Genomic DNA, 20635 nt, shown 5'->3' with positions numbered 1-20635 from the left:
TCATGGCAGGCTTCCAGCCTCAAGTTTTATCTGGACTACCCGGATTCTTACGAAAGCTTGCCTATAGGGCTGTTTTCGTAAGCATCTTGAGTCGGGCCAATACCCGATGTTGCATATGACTTTCGCAAGAAACCCGTTCCCCAAGAGCCACAAAGAAGGTAGGACACCGTGAACCCGGTTATCAAAAAATTTCAGTTCGGTCAGTCGACCGTTACTCTCGAGACTGGCCGTATCGCCCGTCAGGCTTCCGGCGCAGTATTGGTCACCGTTGACGACGACGTCAGCGTGTTGGTGACTGTGGTCGGTTCCAAGCAAGCGGATCCAGGCAAGGGTTTCTTCCCTCTGTCGGTTCACTACCAGGAAAAAACCTACGCCGCGGGTAAAATCCCTGGCGGTTTCTTCAAGCGTGAAGGTCGCCCTTCCGAGAAAGAAACCCTGACGTCGCGTCTGATCGACCGTCCGATCCGTCCGCTGTTCCCAGAAGGTTTCATGAACGAAGTGCAGGTTGTCTGCACCGTTCTGTCCACCAGCAAGAAAACCGATCCGGACGTCGCTGCGATGATCGGTACTTCGGCTGCCCTGGCCATTTCCGGCATCCCTTTTGATGGTCCGATCGGCGCTGCCCGCGTTGCTTACCACGAAAGCACCGGTTACCTGCTGAACCCGACTTACGAGCAACTGGCCGCTTCGAGCCTGGACATGGTTGTTGCCGGTACTTCGGAAGCCGTATTGATGGTTGAATCGGAAGCCAAAGAGCTGACCGAAGACCAGATGCTGGGCGCCGTACTGTTCGCCCACGACGAATTCCAGGTGGTTATCCAGGCTGTCAAAGAGCTGGCTGCCGAAGCTGCCAAGCCAACTTGGGACTGGGCTGCTGCCCCGGAAGCGACCGCACTGCTGGGCGCTATCCGTGCCGAGTTCGGCGAAGCGATCTCCCAGGCTTACACCATCACCGTCAAGGCAGACCGTTACGCGCGTCTGGGCGAGTTGAAGGATCAGGTTGTTGCCAAGCTGTCCGGTGAAGAAGGCCAGCCTTCTGCCAGCGAAGTTAAAGCTGCATTCGGCGAAATCGAATACCGCACCGTTCGCGAAAACATCGTTAACGGCAAGCCGCGTATCGATGGTCGTGACACCAAGACTGTTCGCCCTCTGAACATCGAAGTTGGCGTTCTGCCGAAGACCCACGGTTCGGCCCTGTTCACCCGTGGTGAAACTCAGGCGCTGGTTGTTGCAACTCTGGGTACTGCCCGTGACGCGCAACTGCTGGACACCCTGGAAGGCGAGAAAAAAGACCCGTTCATGCTGCACTACAACTTCCCTCCGTTCTCGGTAGGTGAGTGTGGTCGCATGGGTGGTGCTGGTCGTCGCGAAATCGGTCACGGCCGTCTGGCCCGTCGTTCGGTTCAAGCCATGCTGCCTGCTGCCGACGTGTTCCCGTACACCATCCGTGTTGTATCGGAAATCACTGAATCCAACGGTTCCAGCTCGATGGCATCGGTTTGCGGTGCTTCCCTGGCACTGATGGATGCCGGTGTGCCGATGAAGGCGCCGGTTGCCGGTATCGCCATGGGTCTGGTTAAAGAAGGCGAGAAGTTCGCTGTTCTGACCGACATCCTGGGTGACGAAGACCACCTGGGCGACATGGACTTCAAGGTAGCCGGTACCGCCAAAGGTGTTACCGCGCTGCAGATGGACATCAAGATCAAGGGCATCACCGAAGAAATCATGGAGATCGCTCTGGGCCAGGCCCTGGACGCTCGCCTAAACATCTTGGGCCAGATGAACCAGATCATTGCCGTATCGCGCAACGAGCTGTCGGCCAACGCTCCGACCATGATCGCGATGAAAATCGACACCGACAAAATCCGTGACGTTATCGGTAAAGGCGGCGCGACCATCCGTGCAATCTGTGAAGAAACCAAGGCTTCGATCGATATCGAAGACGACGGTTCGATCAAGATCTTCGGCGAATCCAAAGAAGCAGCAGAAGCCGCGCGTCAGCGCGTTCTGGGCATCACCGCTGAAGCCGAGATCGGCAAGATCTACGTGGGCAAGGTTGAGCGTATCGTCGACTTCGGCGCATTCGTAAACATCCTGCCGGGCAAAGACGGCCTGGTTCACATCTCCATGCTGAGCGATGCTCGCGTTGAGAAAGTGACTGACATTCTGAAAGAAGGTCAGGAAGTGGAAGTACTGGTACTGGACGTGGACAACCGCGGCCGTATCAAGCTGTCCATCAAGGACGTCGCTGCTGCCAAGGCTTCGGAAGCTTAATCGCTCTCGACACCTGCTTTGAAAAAGGACCCTTCGGGGTCCTTTTTTTATGCCTGGAGCAAAGTCAGCACCTTAGGGCCATAGGCCACGAGTCGAAAGCCGCAACTTGCATGCAGAATTAACCGGCGCCATGCATTTTGCACGACGGGGCAATTTTGGTCATTTTGTAAGTTATTGATTTATATAGGTTTATTTGTTTTTAAAAGTTGGCACGCGGCCTGCAATAGTACTGATAACCCTGCTGCTGCAAGACGGCGCAGATTCTAAAGAAGACAGGAGTTACTCGTATGAAGAAGTTCGCTATCGCTGCCGCAACTGCCACCGCTCTGACCCTGACTATGGCCAATGCTGCATTTGCTGCCCAGGCGACCACCCAGGCACCCATGGTGGTGGCTGCAGGCGAAGTAACCAAAGCCAAGGAAGCTACTTCTGATACCTGGATCACTACCAAAGTAAAAGCTGACCTGGTCACTGAAAAAGGCATTCCGGGCACGGACATCAAGGTAGAAACCAACAAAGGCGTTGTTTCCCTTTCCTCGATGGTACCGGTGACTGAAGCGCAAAAAGAGATTGCTGTTGCGATCACCAAAAAGATCAAAGGCGTTAAAGCTGTATCGGCTGATGGCCTGAAAGCGGAATAAAGCACCCTTTCTCGTAGAACCGGGGGAACAAGGTTCTGGCAGGTGATTGAAGCAGTACGCCTGCAGGCATTGTTTAAAAGGTTCATGCGACGGCCACACGGATGTGGCCATTACAGCCCCCGGCGCTTGCGTCGGGGGCTGTTCTATTTGGGATTGGGTCTATTTGGGATTGGGGCTACGAAAATCCGCGTAGCAGCTGCCGAACGCAGCCTCGTGCCTTCGGCAGCTGCTACAAATCAGCGACGTTGTGCATTATTCGCTATCCAGATGCAGTGGCGAGATTACCCGGCCGTCGCTCTCGGCTTGGCCCAGGGTGGCATCGATAAAGTACACGCGGTCATCCGCCAGCCCGCCCTTGTCCACCAGGTAGTCCTTGATGCTGCTTGCACGGTCTTGCCCCAGCTGACGCAACAACACTTCGCTTTTGCTCCAGAAGTCGATCAGTGCCGCGGTCATTTTGGCCGCGCGCTCGTCACGGCTCAGGTCTTTCCATTCAGCAGGCGGTTGCTGCTTGAGACGCGTGCGGTAGATACCTTCAAGTAACGGGCCTTTCTCATCGTCCGGCACGGTGAGCAAGCCGGCGCTGGCCGGTACTTTGTCGCCACGACGCTGGAGGATCTTGTAGTAGGTGTACTGGAACTCGCGCTCAAGACGTTCCTTGGCGATCAGAGGGCCATCGCTGCTCTGTGCGGCCGTACCTTCGATCTCCAGGCGTAAAGCCGGGCGTTCTTTCAGGGCCTGGGCCAGTGTGGTCAGGGCTTTTTGTGCCTCAGGGCTCAGCTCGCTTGATCCTGGGGCGAATGACACGGTGCCCAGGTCCTCGGCTCCACCACCGCTGATCAGCCCGCCAATGAACTTGAAGGGCGCCTGGGCGGCACGCAGCACCAGGTTGCGTACCGTTTGCCAGATAATCGGCATCACGCTGAACTGCGGGTTGTTGAGGTCGCCACTGATGGGCAGTTCAATGGATATCTTGCCGTCCGTGTCCTTGAGCAAGGCAATCGCCAGTTTGATCGGCAGATCCACGGCGTCCGGGCTGTCGACCTTTTCCCCCAGCTGCAATTGTTCGACCACGAGTTTGTTCTCGGCTTTGAGCTGGCCGTTGGTGATCAGGTAATGCAGGTCGAGGTTGAGACGACCCTTGCGGATGCGGTAACCGGCAAACTTCCCGGAGTAGGGGGTCAAGGTGGTTAGTTCGACACGCTTGAAGCTGGTGGCGATATCCAGGCTGGCCATCGGGTCAAACGGGTTGACGCTGCCCTTGATGGTCACCGGCGCATAACGGTCGACCTTGCCTGCAATATTGACCGGGGCAGGTTTGGGGTTACGGCTGTCGATGGTGCCAATCAGGCCATTGAGTTGTTGAACCGCGGTCTGGAAGTTGGGTGTCAGGCTGAAGTCGGCGAAATTCGCTGAACCATCGTTGATCGCAATTGCGCCGATGTGAATGCCCAGCGGTTTTTCCTTGCTGGCCGTGCCTTTGGCCGACGTACTGCCTGCAGGTTGCGGGATCAGCAGGTCATCGATATTGGTGGTGCGGTCATCGTTGATCATGAAGCGCACATAGGGCTTTTCGAAATTGACCCGTGCAAGCGAGAGGCTATCGCCGTGCTGGTACTTCAGATCCTCCAGCACCAGTTTTTGCCACTTCAGGAAGTCGCGGTTTTTCAGGGTGTCCAATGTGTGCAGTTGATCGATCTGGGCGCGGCCGGCCACGGTAAAGGCCAGGGGGTCGGTGCTTTTCAGATCAACCGCCAGGTCGCTGCCAAGCATGCCGCTACGCAGCTCAAGGCGGATAAACGGGTCGATATAGGCCTGGGCGATACGCAAGTCGATATCTTTGGTGTTGACCTTGAGCCTGGCGCTTACCGGGCTCAGGCTGACGTCGCCGCTGGCGGTGAGTTTGCCTTGCTTGCCCACGCCGGTGTCGAGGTTGAGGGTGAAAGGAGAACGGTTCAGGCTGTCGAAGTTTTTCAGGTTCAGGTTCAGCGGGCCGACCTCCAGCTCCACCGGGGTTTTGGGCTCCTTGTCGGCAAGGTGGATGCGATAGTCACGCAGGTCGACATCCTTGAGCAGCACGGCCCAGGGTTTGCTCGGCGCCACCGGGGCTGCTTTCGGTGCTTCGACGGTCACCACTTCTTCGGTTTTGGTCGATGGTTTGTCGGGCTGGCTGGCAAACAGCTTTTGCCAGTCAAGCTGGCCGTCTTTTTCGCGGGCGGCCCAGGTTTCGAGGTTCTGGCTGTTGATCTTGCCGACCACCACTTCCTGTTTGGCCAGGTCGACACTGGTGTCGCTGACATCCAGGCGCTCCAGACGCACCAGCGGGCGGCCATCGGGGGCATTGATCTTGAGCGGTGCGATGCTGGCCGTGGCATTGCTCAGGAGCATTTCGGTTTCTTTGGACAGGTTCAGGGTGTAGTCGGTGCTGAAATTCAGTACGCCATCTTCCAGGGCCAGCGGTAATGCATCGCGCACATAGGGCCACCAGACTTTCATCTTGCCGTCGGTGACTTTCAGTTTGCCGGTCGAGGTGATGGGTACCAGGCTCAGGGTGCCGGTCCAGTCGATCCGCCCGCCTGCAGGGCCTGCGGCCACCAGGGTCATATCGGCGTTGTCATCGGGCAGGGTGCTGAGGTTTTTCAGCTCCAGGTCCATCGAGTCATAGAGGAATTCGATGGGCTCGCTGGGACGCATATCGGTGAAGTGCAGGTAGCCACCCGCCAGCTTGATGTTGTCGATACGCAGCGGGAACGGTTTGCTCTCGGGATCGGCCGGGGTGGGCTCGCTCTCGGGCAGCTTGAACAGTTGTGTCAGGTTGAGCGTACCGTCCTTGTTGAACAGCAGCTCGGTTTTCGGTTTATCCAGCTGCACGTCGGCCAGGTGCAGGGCTTTTGTCCACAGGCTGTCGGCTTGCAGATTGGTGTACAGCCGCTCGAAGCCGACCTGTTCCTTGCCCGGTTCGCCGACTCTGAACCCCCACAGGGTCAGCTCAAGGCTGAAGGGGTTGAACTCCAGCCGGTCGAGTCTGGCGGGCACCGTGGCGTAGTTGGCCAGTTGCTGGTTGATGATGCGCAGGCCGATGCCCGGCAAGATCAGGAACCCAAGCACGCTGTAAAGTGCGATGGCAATCAGCACGGCGCCAAGGGCGCGGATCAATCCTTTGAGCATGTGGGGCGTCGTCTATAGCAGTCGGAAGTGCCTTGGAGTATGGCACGCGTTTCTGGTTCCGAGACGAACGCCGTATTGGGAGAATGGATTAAAACTGAAGGATCAGGGTTTTCAGCGGTGGCTGCTGATCCAGGGACGGGAAATCGCTGGCCGGACTCATGACCTGCCAGTCGCGAACCGGGCGGCCAGCTTTCTCGGCGCAACGCAAAACCTGCTCGCGCCAGTCGTCCATGCTGACCTTTGCCAGATTGTTGCAGCAGATCAATACGCCGTCTGGTGCGGTGGTCAGTACGGCCGGCTTGAGCAGGCTTTGGTAGTCGCGCAGCAGATCGACCGTGCCGAAGGCACTCTTGGCCCAGGCAGGCGGGTCGAGCAGCACGAGGTCGTATTCACGCTGATCCATGCGCGGGTAGGCAGGCAGCTTGTGACGACGCTGAATGATTGGCAGACCGGCCAATTGGCGGATGGCCGCGAAATAGTCGGACTGTACGAATTTCATTTTTGGCAGTTCAGGGTTCAGCAGGCCGTTTTCGCGACCAACCGCCAGATTGCCTTCGGCGAAATCGAGGTTGCAGACTTCGCTGGCTCCACCTGCAGCGGCACTCAGGCCAACACCACAGGTGTAGGAGAACAGGTTGAGCACGCTTTTGCCGGCACTGTGCTGCTTGACCCAGCCACGGGCGTTGCGCAGGTCGAGAAACAACAGCGGGTCTTGCCCGGCATGGCGGCCGCGCACCCGGTACTTGAGGCCCCATTCGTGGCCGACGGTGTCTTCAAGGGCGGCGTCTTCGGCGCGGTACACGGTGTCTTCGCGGTCGATACGCGAGTTGCCCTGGGAGCGGTCGTTGTAGACCAGCAGCAGGTCGAGGCCCAGGTGGCGATTGATGGCTTCGTGCAGTTGCAGCAAATCATCGCGCTCAAGACGTTGATGAAAGCTTTGTACCAGCAGTTGCGGGCCGTAGCGGTCGATGGTCAGGCCGCCGGCGCCTTCCTGGCTGCCGTGGAACAGGCGATAGCAGTCGGTGCCTTGGGCGTGCAGCTCGGCCAACAGGTCGTGACGATTATCGAGGGCGGCGCGCAGCGCCTGATTCAAGGAAGACATGCATTGCGCCTTGGGGGACAGATAAGGCGCGGCAGTTTAGCAGAATAGGGCTGGTGATTATTGCTGCGTTGCTCTTGTAGCCGCTGTGGGAGCGAGCCTGCTCGCGAAGGTCGTTCGCGAGCAGGCTCGCTCCCACAGGATGGCTTGACCGGCAACAGAGTATCTACACGTTTTGCATTACTCCCGCTCGATCGCCAGCGCTACGCCCTGACCACCGCCGATGCACAAGGTGGCCAGGCCTTTTTTGGCGTCGCGCTTGAGCATTTCGTGAAGCAGGGTCACCAGGATCCGGCAACCTGACGCACCAATAGGGTGGCCAATGGCAATTGCACCGCCATTGACGTTGACCTTGCTCGCGTCCCATTGCAGTTCCTGGCCCACGGCCAGCGCTTGTGCGGCGAAGGCTTCGTTGGCTTCGATCAGGTCCAGTTGCTGCAAAGTCCAGCCGGCTTTGCTCAGGCAACGCTGGGTGGCACTGACCGGGCCGATGCCCATGATGGCCGGATCCACGCCGGCATTGGCGTAGGCCGCGATTTTGGCCAGCACCGGCAAGCCCAGGGCCTTGGCCTTGGCGGCGCTCATGAGCATGACCGCGGCTGCGCCGTCATTGAGTGAGGAGGCGTTACCTGCGGTGACAGAGCCGTCTTTTTTGAATGCGGGACGCAGTTTTGCCAACGATTCGGCGGTGGTGCCAGCGCGCGGTTGCTCGTCGGTAGTGAATGCGATCGGATCGCCTTTGCGCTGCGGGATCAGGACGGGGGTGATTTCATCGACAAAGCGCCCGGCTTCAATCGCCGCAGTGGCTTTTTGCTGTGAGGCGGCGGCGAAGGCGTCTTGCGCTTCACGGCTGATGTCGTATTTAGCCACAAGGTTTTCGGCGGTAATGCCCATGTGGTAGTCGTTGAACGCATCCCACAGGCCATCGCTGATCATGGTGTCGACGATCTGACTGTGGCCCATGCGCAGACCGGTGCGGGCACCGGGCATGATGTAGTTGGACAGGCTCATGTTTTCCTGGCCGCCGGCGATGATCACCTCGGCATCGCCGCATCGAATGGCCTGGGCCCCCAGGTGCAGGGCCTTGAGGCCCGACCCGCAAACCTTGTTCAGGGTCAGTGCCGGTACCGCAAACGGCAGGCCGGCCTTGATTGCCGCCTGGCGGGCAGGGTTTTGCCCGGCACCGGCGGTCAGTACCTGACCCATGATCACTTCGTCGACCTGGGCGCCATCCAGGCCAGTTTGTGCGAGTAATTGGCGAATGACGGCGGCACCCAGTTCCACGGCAGGTACATGGGCCAGCGAACCTTGAAAGCTGCCAACGGCGGTGCGGGTAGCCGCAACGATTACGACGTCTTGCATTGCTTGAGTCCTCTTTATTCTTGGAGTGTTGTGTCCGGATTCAGGCGGGCATGGTGGCATAAATCGGTGTTGAGTTCATCGCGGGCAGGCCCGCTCCCACAAGAGCACCACAGATCCAGTGGGTGCGGGCCTGCCCGCGATGCCAACGTAGCGGTTTTCAGCCAAGCCCCATGCGCCGTCGCGCCCGTTGTACCGAACCGTTGCGTACGGCCCAGCGCAGGATTGGCGCGGTGCTGTTGACCCCGGCCCGTACCCCTTTGCGAATCATCGAGTGTTGTTGCAGCCCCAACTGGTCGCTGGCCCAGTCGGGCAGTAAATCGATCCCGGCCTGCATCATCAATGCACCAAATGGTTTGGCCAGCAGGCTGGGGGCAGGGGCGTTGAGCAGCAGGCGAATGACTTCACGGCTGCGCTCATCGCAAAGCAATTGCGGGCGAACGCTGTCGAGGTAATCGGCTACTTGCTGACGTGAGCGCGGTACGTGGGTGGCGCCCAGGCGTTCAGCGATCATGGCGATTTCGTCGTAGTAGCGGTCCTGATCTTCAGCGGATAAATGCGGGTTGCGATAGCGCAGGTGGGCGGCGAGAAAGTTGCTGACTTCGGCCACATGCACCCAGGTCAGCAGCTCGGGGTCGCTGGCCGCATAGGGGCGGCCATCGAGACCGGTGCCGCTGACTTGCAGGTGGATGGTGCGCACTTTGTCGATCAGCCAGTTGGCATCGCCAGTGGCGCCGAAGGTGGTACCTGAAATGAACTGCCCGGTGCGGCGTAGCCGACCCAGCATGTCTTCGCGGAAACTGGAGTGGTCCCACACCCCGGCCAGGGCCAGTGGGTGCAAGGCTTGCAGCATCAAGGCGCTGATGCCGCCAATCAGCATGCTGGTGAAGTCACCGTGGACCTGCCAACTGATGGAGTCCGGGCCGAACAGGCCGGGGTCGCCCTTGGGGTTTTCGAGGTCGAGCTTGCCGAGGGAAAGCCCGGTCAGGCTCATGATCTGGCGCTCGATGGGGCGGCGGATAAATTCCATTATGCCTTTCTCGATGGTGCCAGCCAGTCGATGAAAACTGGCTGGCTATCAATCACCCGCGGTGACGGCCGCGGAAGTAGTTGATCAGGCCCTGGGTCGACGCATCGTCGGCAGGCTCTTCCTGGATACCGGTCAGACGGTTGTATACGCCTTTGCCCAGCTCCTTGCCCAGTTCAACACCCCATTGGTCGAAGGCGTTGATGCCCCAGATCACGCTTTGCACAAACACTTTGTGTTCGTACAGCGCCACCAGTGCACCCAGACGGCGCGGGCTGATGCGTTCCACCACCAGGGTATTGCTCGGGCGGTTGCCCGGGATCACCTTGTGCGGCGCCAGTTTTTTAACTTCTTCTTCGCTCATGCCCTTGTCGCGCAGTTCAGCTTCGGCTTCTGCGCGGGTTTTACCCAGCATCAGCGCCTGGCTTTGCGACAGGCAGTTGGCATACAGCCATTGATGGTGGTCGGACACCGGGTTGAAGCTGACAATCGGCACGATAAAGTCGGCCGGGATCAGTTGGGTGCCTTGGTGCAGCAATTGGTGGTACGCATGCTGACCGTTGCAGCCCACTCCACCCCAGATCACCGGGCCAGTATCGGTTGACACCGGAGTGCCGTCCTGGCGCACGCTCTTGCCGTTGGATTCCATGTCCAGCTGTTGCAAGTGTTTGGTGATGTTACGCAGGTAGTGGTCGTACGGCAGGATCGCGTGGCTTTGCGCGCCCCAGAAGTTGCCATACCACACACCCAGTGCGGCCATCAGTACCGGCATGTTCTGCTCGAACGGAGCAGTCTGGAAGTGCTGGTCCATGCTGTAGGCACCGGACAGCAGCTCTTTGAAGTTGGACATGCCGATGGCCAGGGCAATTGGCAGACCGATGGCCGACCACAGCGAGTAACGCCCGCCGACCCAGTCCCACATCGGGAAGATGTTTTCTTCTCGAATACCGAATGCCACGGCTGCCGCGTTGTTGCTCGATACGGCGATAAAGTGGCGATGCAGCTCAGCTTCCGAACCGCCCTGGGCGAGGTACCAGGCTCGTGCCGCCTGGGCGTTTTTCAGGGTTTCGAGGGTATTGAATGATTTGGACGAAACGATAAATAGGGTGGTTTCAGCGCGCAGTTTTGCGGTCAGTTCATGGAACTCACTGCCGTCGATGTTCGCCAGGTAATGGCAGCGCACACCTTTTTGCGCGTAGGACAGCAACGCTTCAGAAACCAGCTCAGGGCCGAGGAACGAGCCGCCGATGCCGATATTGACGATGTCGGTGATTGGCTTCTCGGTGTAACCGCGCCACAGACCGTCGTGAATCCGGCCGACCAGCTCGGTCATCTGGTTCAGGACTTTATGCACCTCGGGCATGATGTTCACGCCGTTGACCGACAGTTTGTCGGCAACCGGGCGACGCAGCGCGGTGTGCAGGGCCGGGCGACCTTCAGAGGCGTTGACGATTTCACCGCTGAACAACGACTTGATTGCGCCTTTGAGGTCGACCTCATTGGCGAGGTTGACCAGCAGATCGCGGGTCTCGTTGGTGATCAGGTTTTTCGAGTAGTCCAGAAACAGCCCGCAGCTGCTCAGGGTGAATTCTTCAAAACGTTTCGGGTTGCTGTTAAACGCGTCACGCATGCTGAAGTTTTGCATGCTGGCACGGTGAAGTTTCAACGCTTGCCAAGCGGGCAGAGCGGTAACGTCGTGAGGGGTGCGGTAGTACGCCATCGCTGCGGATATCCTTTTTGCTTGAACTGCCTTTGGACACTGAAAACACCTGCGCCTGGTTTTTCTTGTTCAGGCGTTCGGTCGGTCTGATTCTGCACGTTAACTGGAAGCAGGGCGATTACAGTAACCTTCGCGCCTGCTTCTGTCTTGGCTTTGTCTGACACCGAGAAGTAACTTTTGTCACAGTTACGTCACAGCAGGTGAAACGTTTCAGTGTTTCTTTATGGAGTGCGGGTCATTCCGCGGTTCCGCACAGGCCACTCTGTCAGAGCGCGCTGTCGAGATTAAGATGTACGTTGTCGATCAAACGGGTGGCACCCAGGAAGGCCGCAACCAGAATTACCAGGTCGCGATCAGTCGCCTGTGCCGGTAGCAAGGTCTGTGCGTGGCGCACTTCCAGGTAGTCCGGACGAAAACCAATGGCTTCGATTTGCGCCAGATGCTGGCGCACCAGGGCCGGGTAGTCGCGCTCACCGGCTTCGATGGCGCGCGCCATTTCACTCAGGTGACGGTACAGCGCTGGCGCCAGGGCTCGCTGCTCTTCGCTCAGGTAACCATTGCGCGAGGACAGGGCCAGGCCGTCTTCGGCGCGCACGGTGGGTTCGCTGATGATCTGGATCGGGAAGTTCAGATCGTTGACCATTGCGCGAATGACTGCCAGCTGTTGGTAGTCTTTTTGCCCAAAAATCGCCAGGTCGGGCTGAACCATGTTGAACAGCTTGCTGACCACGGTGGTCACACCATCGAAATGCCCCGGGCGACGGCTGCCGCACAGTTCATTGCTTAATTTGGCAGCAGTAACACGGGTCAGGCCGTCCATGCCGTTGGGGTACATTTCTTCAACGGTCGGGGCAAACAGCAAGTCACAGCCTGCCTGCAGAAGCCTTTCCTGGTCGGCTGCCAGGGTGCGCGGATAGGTATCCAGATCTTCGTTGGCGCCAAACTGCAGCGGGTTGACGAAAATGCTCGCCACCACGAAATCGGCTTGTTGTGCGGCGGTGGTTACCAGTGCGCCATGGCCACTGTGCAGATTGCCCATGGTCGGGACCAGTGCTATCTGTTTGCCTTCACGGCGTGCGCGGGCGATGACGGCGCGCAGTTCGCGAACGGTTTTAACTGTGTTCATGCAGAGAATCCGTGTTCGGTAGCAGGAAAGCTGACGGCTTTGACTTCAGTGACGTAGGCGCGCAGGGCGGACTGGATATCGGGCTGGCCGCTCATGAAGTTTTTCACGAACTTGGGCACGCGGCCGGTCAGTGAAAGGCCCAGCATGTCGTGCAGCACCAGGACCTGGCCGTCGGTGTCACTGCCGGCGCCGATGCCGATGACCGGGATCTTGACCGCGTGGGTGATCTCTTTTGCCAGTTCGCTGGGTACACATTCGAGCAGCAGCATGGCCGCTCCTGCCTGTTCCAGGGCAATGGCATCGGCACGCATCTGGCGCGCCTGGTTTTCGTTGCGGCCTTGTACCTTGTAACCCCCCAGCACGTTCACGGTCTGCGGGGTCAGGCCCATATGCGCGCACACGGGGATGCCGCGTTCAGTCATGGCCCGGATCGACTCGGCCAGCCACACGGCGCCTTCGACCTTGACCATATGCGCGCCGGCCTTCATCAGCACCGCGCTGTTGTTGAGGCTTTGTTCCAGGGTGGCGTTGGCCATAAAGGCCATGTCCGCCAGGATCAGAGCGTCCTGGTTACCGCGTTTGACGCAGGCCACGTGGTAGGCCATGTCAGCGGTCGTCACAGGCAATGTACTGTCATGCCCTTGTAGAACCATGCCCAGGGAGTCGCCTACCAATAGCACTTCAACACCGGCCTGATTGCAGGCGTGGGCGAAGGTGGCGTCATAGCACGTCAGCATGGTGATTTTTTCACCTTTTTGCTTAAGGCCTTGCAGGGTGGTCAGGGTAATAGCTGGCATGAAAAGGATCCTCGTCAGGCAGTGTGGTAACCACTGCGAGTAACGCGTGTGATTCATCGTTATGAACAGGCACACCTTTATAGAGGGCGCTTATAAAGCCTGCTTTTCACATTGCACCATCCTGTGGATGGCTGCGGGATGCATATAGTCGTGACGAGGGCACTGGAAGTCAATTCCGGGTGTTACCGCAATGGTGTTACCCGGGTATTGATTCGATTCAGCTTAAGAGGGGATTCGCTCAAGCCCGATAAATGGGCAGTCATCGAGCAATTGCGCGAGCGTGCGGCCATCGGAGAGTTTCAGCGATGCTGGCGCCAGTTCGGCCAGCGGATACAGCACAAAAGGCCGGGCGTGCATGTGGTAGTGCGGAACTTTAAGGCGGGGCTCGTCGATCAGGCGATCGCCGAATAGCAAGATGTCCAGGTCCAGAGTGCGCGGGCCCCAACGCTCTTGACGCTCGCGTCCCTGGTCCAGTTCGATGGCCTGCAGGGCATCGAGCAGGTCCAGCGGCGCCAGCGAGCTGTCGATGGCCGCTACGGCATTGGTGTAGCGCGGCTGGCCAGGCAACAGCGAGTCGCTTTGATAAAATGCTGAAACCCCGATGAGTCGGGAGTCCGGCAATTGCGCCAGGGCCTGGACAGCACTGCGCAATTGATCCGCCGGGTCAGCCAGATTGCTGCCCATTCCAATGTAGACGCGTTCCATCGCTTACTCGTCCGCTGCGGCGCTGCGTTTACGCTTGGCACCGCTGGTACGGCGACGTTTGCGCGGTGCAGGACCGGTACCGTCATCCTTGGCGTTGCTCAGATCGCGGATCATCTCGCGGCGGCCGCTGTCATTGGCGTCCTGATAGTCGGTCCACCATTCGCCCAGGCCATTGGTCTGCTCGCCGGCGCTTTCACGCAAGAGCAAGAAGTCATACCCGGCACGGAAACGCGGGTTGTCGAGCAACATGTCGGCGCGTTTGCCGCTGCGACGCGGCAGGCGCTCCTGCATATCCCAGATCTCGCGAATCGGCATGGTGAAGCGCTTGGGAATAGCAATACGCTGGCATTGCTCGGCGATCAGTTCATGGGCGGCTTCCTGCATGGCAGGAATGGGCGGCATGCCTTGATCTTGCAGGCGCAATACGCGTGCAGGCAACGCGGGCCACAACAGGGCGGCAAACAGGAAGGCCGGGGTCACCGGTTTGCCCTGTTTGATGCGCAGATCAGTGTTGCGCAAGGCTTCGCTGATCAGGGTGTGGGTGTAGGTCGGGTTGTGCTCCAGTGCTTCGGCGCTGGCCGGGAACAGAGGGTCGAACAACTCGAGGTCAACCAGCATCTCGAAGGTGTCGGAAGCGTTACCGGAGAGGAACAGCTTGAGCACTTCTTCGAACAGGCGCGCGGAAGGGATTTCCCGCAGCATCGGCGCCAGTTCGCGGATTGGTTCGGCGGTGTGCTTTTCGATACCAAAGTTGAGCTTGGCGGCAAAGCGCACTGCGCGCAGCATGCGAACAGGGTCTTCCTGGTAGCGCTGTTGCGGGTCGCCGATCAGGCGCAGCAAGCGGTTGCGGATATCGTGTACGCCATTGGCGTAATCGAGGATGCGCTCGCTGACCGGGTCGTAGTACAGGGCGTTGATCGTGAAGTCACGACGCTGGGCGTCTTCTTCAAGGGTGCCGTAGACGTTGTCGCGCAAGATGCGCCCGCTTTCGTTACGCGAGGACTGGTTGCTGTCTTCCTCTTCGTCGTTTTGCGGGTGATTGGCACGGAAGGTCGCGACTTCAATGATTTCGCGGCCAAAGTGGATATGCACCAACTTGAAACGACGACCGATGATTCGCGCATTGCGAAATTCGGCGCGCACTTGCTCGGGCGTGGCGCTGGTGGCGACGTCAAAGTCTTTTGGCGTGATATTGAGCAGCATGTCGCGTACGCAACCGCCAACCAGATAGGCCTGGTAACCGGCGTTCTGCAGGCGTTCGACGATATTGACCGCGTAGCGGCTGAACTGGGCACGTTGCAGCGAGTGTTGGCTGCTGTTGAGCACTTCAGGGGTGCTGCGCAGTTGTTGCGTACGACGCTTGGGAGAACGGAATGACTGGAACAGCTTCTTCAGCATGGGATGCACTGTTTGAAGGAATGTTCGGCCAAAACGAAGAATGACCGCATGATGGGCGGGGATTCTAGCATTTAGTCAGGGGATGGTGTAGGACGCTTAGCCGCTCTTGCGAGCGAAGCTGCAAGCCGTAAGCATAAATAGCTGTAAGAGGCGCGGTTTAGACGGTTGCGAGGGGATTTGTTAAATCGCAGAAACCACAAGGGGAGCCGAAGCTCCCCCAGAATTAGTTGCGTGCTCTATTTTTATTATTGATTGCGGGCTTTTTGTTTTTGTTAATCGCCCTGGTTACAAAGGTCTTGCCTGTGCAACCCTCCCAATCGGGAGATAAGAGCAAACGGATTGCTTTGGTCGCTGCGTTGATGTGATCAATGATCCAACCAGTTCAGGCTCTGCTTTAAGTGCAGTTTTTGTTGTTCTCTGCCTGGTCGCGGGGCAAGCCCCATTTACAACACCTCTCCAAAACAATCAGTTAGCTGCGCCTCCGCCGTGTTGTTCTTGTTATGCGTGAGCCGATACGTCTTATTTTTATTGTGTGCTGCTGTGATTCTTATTGTTCTTGTACGAATACATATAGCAGGGTGCGTGCCAACTTTTGTGCGGCCCAGCAAAATAAGGGGTTTTCAGGGTTTTGGCCTTTTTCCGGGCAAAAAAAAGCCGGGTCATCGTTACCGTAAGACCCGGCTTTTGTTACGTGATTTAACAGAGGTAACAGTTGGTTACCTCTGGCGCTGTTACCTAGCCCTCGCTTGGCACGCCGGTTTTGCGTCGCGGGATTCCCAGACGCTGACGTCGCTCCCACAAGCATTTGCGGCTGACCCCCAGTTTTCGAGCCAGTTCGGTCTCGGTCATATGGTCCTGATGCTCAAGGACGAAGTGCTGGAAGTAGTCTTCCAGTGACAGGTCCTCGGTGGGATCAAGGCTGGTGTTACCGTTACTGATGCTCTGCTGCGGGGCCAGGCCGATGAAGTCATCGTCTTGCAGGTCGCTCAGTTCAATATCGATACCCAGCAGTTCAGCCGAGATTTCCGGGCTTTCACAGAGGATCACCGCGCGCTCAACAGCGTTTTCCAGCTCGCGCACGTTACCCGGCCATGAGTAATGGCTGATCGCCCGTTCGGCATCGGGGGCGAATTTGAGGTCGGTGCGACCCACGCGAGCACTTTGGCGGGCGAGGAAGGCGTTGGCGATTTCGTTGACGTCAGCGCCACGTTCACGCAGCGCAGGCAGCTTGAGCGCGATAACGTGCAGGCGGTAGTACAGGTCTTCGCGGAACTGGCCTACCTTGGCCAGGCTTTTCAGGTCGCGGTGGGTCGCGGCAATCAGGCGAACATCGACCTTTTGCGACTGTACCGAGCCAACCCGGCGAATCTCGCCTTCCTGCAGCACGCGCAGCAGTCGGGCTTGGGCCTCAAGCGGCAATTCGCCGATTTCATCGAGGAACAGCGTGCCGCCATCGGCCGCTTCAACCAGACCGGCACGGCCAGCGCTGGCGCCGGTAAACGCGCCTTTTTCGTGGCCGAACAGTTCGGACTCGATCAGGGATTCCGGGATGGCCGCGCAGTTGACCGAGATCATCGGTGCTTTGGCGCGGCGCGACAGGTTGTGCAGGGCGCGGGCTACCAGCTCTTTACCTGTGCCGGATTCACCCTGGATCAGCACATTGGAGTCAGTGGGCGCTACTTTGCGAATCTTGCTGTACATGTCCAGCATTGGCGGGCACGAACCGATGATGCCGATTTCACCGTTGCTGTTATCCACCGTGTTTTTGTCAGCGGTGCCTGCTTTGGCAGGGCGTTCGGCCGGCGCGCTCTGGGTGTTTTGCCGGTCACGCAGAATGCGCGCCACCGCTTGCAGCATTTCGTCGTGATCAAAAGGTTTGGCGATGTAGTCCACCGCGCCCATTTTCATCGAGTCCACGGCCGAGCGCAGGCTGGCATAGCTGGTCATGATCAGCACCGGCTTGCCCTGGCCAAGCTTGATCAGCTCGGTCCCCGGAGCGCCGGGCAGGCGCAGGTCGCTGACAATCAAGTCAAACGACGGGATGCTGAACTGCTCCTGCGCCTCTTGCACCGAGCCAGCCTCGCTGACCTGGTATTGATTGCGCTCCAGTAAGCGGCGTAGGGCGGAGCGGATGATGGTTTCATCTTCGACGATCAAAATATGCGGCATTGATTCGGTTCTCTCGACGGTCTCAGTTCACAGCGGACGTCGCTTCGACATGACGCGGTAGTGTCACCCGGATACGGGTTCCGCGTTGGCTGTGAATGTCAGCCGGGCTGTCGATGGTGATTTGTCCATAATGCTCTTCAACGATGGAATAGACCAGTGCAAGGCCCAGACCTGTACCTTCGCCAGGGTCCTTGGTGGTGAAAAACGGTTCGAACAACCGGTCCATGATGTTCTGCGGAATGCCAGTGCCTTCATCTTCCACGATAAGGTCGACGGTGTGCTCGCTGGCCTCGCTCTTGACCCGTACGGCACTGCCGGCAGGCGTCGCGTCGCGGGCGTTGGAGAGCAGGTTGATCAATACCTGGGCGAGCCGCTGCGGGTCGCCGTCGACCCAGTGGTCCGGGTCGCACAGGTTGTAGAATTGCACTTCGAAATTGCGTCGGTTCAGGGCCAGCAGGCCAATGGCATCCTGGGCTACTTCGGCCAGACAGACGGGCTCGTCATTGTGTTGATGGCTGCCGGCATGGGCGAAGCTCATCAGAGACTGGACGATGCGTGAGATGCGTTTGGTCTGTTCAAGTATCTGGCTGCTGATTTCGGTCAATTCGCCATCGTCTTCGCGTTCCTCGCGCAGATTCTGCGCCAGGCAGGCAATGCCGGTGACCGGGTTGCCGATTTCGTGAGCCACCCCTGCCGCCAGCCGCCCGATGCTGGCCAGGCGCTCGGAGTGCACCAGCTTGTCTTCGAGCATCTGGGTTTCCGTCAGGTCCTCGACCAGCAGCACCAGGCCGCTGTTACCCGGTGCCAGCGGCTCGTCAATGGCGGCTTTGTGCAGGTTGAGCCAGCGGGTCTGGCCATCAAGGGCCAGGTGCTGCTTGTGCAAGTGTTCGTCCGGTAGGTCGATAAAACCTTGCAGCAACTCGCGCCATGGATCGCCCAGGGTACCCAGGCGCGAACCCACCACGCGCTGGGCCGGGATGCCGGTCAACTCTTCCATGGCCTTGTTCCACATCAGGATCTCTTGATCCTTGGCCAGTGAACACACGCCCATCGGCAACTCTTGCAGGGTCTGGCGGTGATAACGGCGCAAGGCGTCGAGCTCGGCTGCCAGCCCGGTAAGGCGTGAGTGGTAGTCCTCAAGCCGGCTTTCGATAAAGTGAATGTCCTCGGTAACGTAGTTTTCGCCGCCGGACTTGTAGGGCAAAAAGGTTTCGACCATATCTTGTGCGACGCTGGGGCCCATCAGGCCGGAAAGGTTGGCTTCGATCCTGTCGCGCAGGCGTCGCAAGGCATAGGGGCGACGTTCATCGAAAGGCAGGAAAAGGTCACGCAGCGCCTGTTCGACTTCTTTTTGCGCCGCTTTGGCGCCCAGAGGTTTGGCCAGCTGAGTAGCGAACTCCTGCGGGGAGGCCGCGTGCAGCTCGCGACGTTGCGGGCGGCGTACGTTATCCACAGCACAGGCTTCGGCGGCACTGGCTTCTTCAGGGCTGGCGTTGGTGAACAGGGAAATCAGGGTGAACATCAGCACGTTGGCCGCCAGCGAGGCGATGGCTGCCATGTGCCAGCTGGTATCGTCCAGCACATAGATCATGTTCAACCACGGGATATAGAAGCCCTGGAAGTTGCCGATCAGCGGGAACAGCATGCTCGCCATCCACACCAGTATCCCGGCCAGCAGACCGGCAATAAAGCCACGTCGGTTGGCCGTCGGCCAGTACAGTACCGAGAGCACGCCCGGCAAAAACTGCAACGTGGCGACAAAGGCCACGATGCCGAGGTTGGCCAGATCCTGCTCGGCGCCCAGCAGCAGGTAGAAGCCGTAGCCGGCCATGATAATGGCAACGATCAGGGCGCGGCGGGTCCACTTCAGCCAGCGGTAGATATTACCTTCGGCGGGCGGTTGATAAAGCGGCAGCACCAGGTGGTTGAGGGCCATGCCCGAAAGCGCCAGGGTGGTGACGATAATCAGCCCGCTGGAGGCCGAAAGCCCGCCCACATAAGCCAGCAGCGCCAGGGGTTTGCTGTTGGCGGCAATACCGATACCGAGTGTGAAGTATTCCGGATTGGTGGTGGCGCCCAGCTTGAGGCCGGCCCACAGGATCAGCGGCACGGCCAGGCTCATCAGCAACAGGAACAGCGGCAGGCCCCAGCTGGCGCTGACCAGCCCGCGCGGGTTGAGGTTCTCGGTGAAGGTCATGTGATACATGTGCGGCATCACAATGGCCGAGGCGAAAAATACCAGCAGCAGGGTGCGCCATGGCCCTTCTTGAAGCGGTGTGTGCAGTGCGGCGAGGGCGGTCTGGTTCTGCAGCAGCCAGACTTCCAGCTGTTGCGGGCCATCGAACACGCCATAAAGCGCGTAAAGGCCCAGACCGCCAATGGCGATCAGCTTGATCACCGACTCAAAGGCAATGGCGAATACCAGGCCTTCGTGTTTCTCACGGGTGGCGATATGCCGAGAGCCGAAGAAGATCGTAAACAGGGTGATCAGTGCGCAGAAGCTCAGGGCTACGCGGTGTTGCACCGGCTCGCGGGTGAGGATGCTGATGGAGTCGGCCACGGCCTGGATTTGCAGGGCCAATAGCGGTAACACGCCTATCAGCATGAAAATCGTGGTCAGGGCTCCGGCCCAGGTGCTGCGGAAGCGAAAGGCGAACAGGTCGGCCAGCGATGAGAGCTGGTAGGTGCGGGTGATTTTTAGAATGGGGTAAAGCAACACAGGCGCCAGCAGAAAAGCCCCGGAAACCCCAAGGTAGCTGGACAAAAAGCCGTAGCCATATTCGTAAGCCAGCCCCACTGTGCCGTAGAACGCCCAGGCACTGGCGTAAACGCCCAAAGACAGGGTGTAGGTCAGCGGGTGACGAATGATTGCGCGCGGGATCATGCCGCGTTCACTGATCCAGGCCACGCCAAACAGCACCAGCAGGTAGGCGGCGCTGATCAGGATCATCTGGGTCAGGCTAAAGCTCATCGGCATCTTTTTGGCTCTGCAGAATAAAGGTCACAACGATCAGAATCAGCCAGAGCAGATAGGGCCGGTACCAGGCGCCTGTCGCATCGATCCACCAATCCATGATGGCGGGAGAAAACAGGTAGATCCCGACAACCAGCAACAGGACCAATCGATAGATATACATCCCGCCCTCACTTTT

Annotated in this window: 14 protein-coding genes; 2 read left to right on the top strand and 12 right to left on the bottom strand. The window is 58.8% G+C overall.

Translation table 11 applies throughout. The features are described from left to right. Nucleotides 1-168 precede the first annotated feature (168 nt). Nucleotides 169-2274 carry a polyribonucleotide nucleotidyltransferase gene (gene pnp / locus V6L81_RS22940; RefSeq protein WP_095002556.1) on the top strand — a complete coding sequence of 702 codons (2106 nt, stop codon included), beginning with the start codon at nucleotides 169-171 and terminating at the stop codon, nucleotides 2272-2274. A gap of 287 nt (nucleotides 2275-2561) precedes the next feature. Then, a complete protein-coding gene (locus V6L81_RS22935) occupies nucleotides 2562-2915 on the top strand; it encodes a BON domain-containing protein (RefSeq protein WP_095002557.1) in 354 nt (117 codons plus the stop codon). 252 nt (nucleotides 2916-3167) lie between these two features. Here V6L81_RS22935 and V6L81_RS22930 read toward each other — a convergent pair whose 3' ends face one another. From V6L81_RS22930 to V6L81_RS22875, 12 genes are all read right to left on the bottom strand, one after another. Further along, nucleotides 3168-6083, bottom strand: a complete 2916-nt coding sequence (locus tag V6L81_RS22930) for a DUF748 domain-containing protein (RefSeq protein WP_095024431.1) — start codon at nucleotides 6081-6083, stop codon at nucleotides 3168-3170. 88 nt (nucleotides 6084-6171) lie between these two features. Beyond that, nucleotides 6172-7185, bottom strand: a complete 1014-nt coding sequence (locus V6L81_RS22925) for a class I SAM-dependent rRNA methyltransferase (protein WP_095002559.1) — start codon at nucleotides 7183-7185, stop codon at nucleotides 6172-6174. Nucleotides 7186-7362: 177 nt separating this feature from the next. Beyond that, nucleotides 7363-8544: an acetyl-CoA C-acetyltransferase gene (locus tag V6L81_RS22920; protein WP_095002560.1), complete on the bottom strand. Its 1182-nt coding sequence runs from the start codon at nucleotides 8542-8544 to the stop codon at nucleotides 7363-7365. 157 nt (nucleotides 8545-8701) lie between these two features. Beyond that, complete coding sequence (locus tag V6L81_RS22915; protein WP_095002561.1) at nucleotides 8702-9571, bottom strand: oxygenase MpaB family protein; 870 nt, start codon at nucleotides 9569-9571, stop codon at nucleotides 8702-8704. 52 nt (nucleotides 9572-9623) lie between these two features. Next, nucleotides 9624-11288 (bottom strand): glucose-6-phosphate isomerase, encoded by a 1665-nt coding sequence (pgi, locus tag V6L81_RS22910; RefSeq protein WP_095024432.1) that lies wholly within the window; start codon nucleotides 11286-11288, stop codon nucleotides 9624-9626. Nucleotides 11289-11553: 265 nt separating this feature from the next. After that, complete coding sequence (gene panC / locus V6L81_RS22905; RefSeq protein ID WP_095002563.1) at nucleotides 11554-12414, bottom strand: pantoate--beta-alanine ligase; 861 nt, start codon at nucleotides 12412-12414, stop codon at nucleotides 11554-11556. Continuing rightward, nucleotides 12411-13211: a 3-methyl-2-oxobutanoate hydroxymethyltransferase gene (gene panB, locus V6L81_RS22900; protein WP_095018772.1), complete on the bottom strand. Its 801-nt coding sequence runs from the start codon at nucleotides 13209-13211 to the stop codon at nucleotides 12411-12413. The genes panC and panB overlap by 4 nt, the downstream gene beginning before the upstream one ends. Before the next feature lie 222 nt (nucleotides 13212-13433). Beyond that, a complete protein-coding gene (gene folK / locus V6L81_RS22895) occupies nucleotides 13434-13916 on the bottom strand; it encodes a 2-amino-4-hydroxy-6-hydroxymethyldihydropteridine diphosphokinase (RefSeq protein ID WP_095002565.1) in 483 nt (160 codons plus the stop codon). A gap of 3 nt (nucleotides 13917-13919) precedes the next feature. Then, a complete protein-coding gene (locus V6L81_RS22890; RefSeq protein WP_095002566.1) occupies nucleotides 13920-15314 on the bottom strand; it encodes a polynucleotide adenylyltransferase PcnB in 1395 nt (464 codons plus the stop codon). A gap of 735 nt (nucleotides 15315-16049) precedes the next feature. Then, complete coding sequence (locus V6L81_RS22885; RefSeq protein WP_095002567.1) at nucleotides 16050-17483, bottom strand: sigma-54 dependent transcriptional regulator; 1434 nt, start codon at nucleotides 17481-17483, stop codon at nucleotides 16050-16052. Nucleotides 17484-17505: 22 nt separating this feature from the next. After that, nucleotides 17506-20460, bottom strand: a complete 2955-nt coding sequence (locus V6L81_RS22880) for an ATP-binding protein (RefSeq protein WP_338660349.1) — start codon at nucleotides 20458-20460, stop codon at nucleotides 17506-17508. Continuing rightward, nucleotides 20444-20620 (bottom strand): hypothetical protein, encoded by a 177-nt coding sequence (locus V6L81_RS22875; protein ID WP_003176118.1) that lies wholly within the window; start codon nucleotides 20618-20620, stop codon nucleotides 20444-20446. The genes V6L81_RS22880 and V6L81_RS22875 overlap by 17 nt, the downstream gene beginning before the upstream one ends. Between the last annotated feature and the right edge of the window lie 15 nt (nucleotides 20621-20635).

This window comes from Pseudomonas bubulae (assembly GCF_037023725.1).
Classification (GTDB): domain Bacteria; phylum Pseudomonadota; class Gammaproteobacteria; order Pseudomonadales; family Pseudomonadaceae; genus Aquipseudomonas; species Aquipseudomonas bubulae.
The sequence above is the reverse complement of the archived record's forward strand: the minus strand, read 5'-3'. Positions and strand labels throughout refer to the sequence as shown.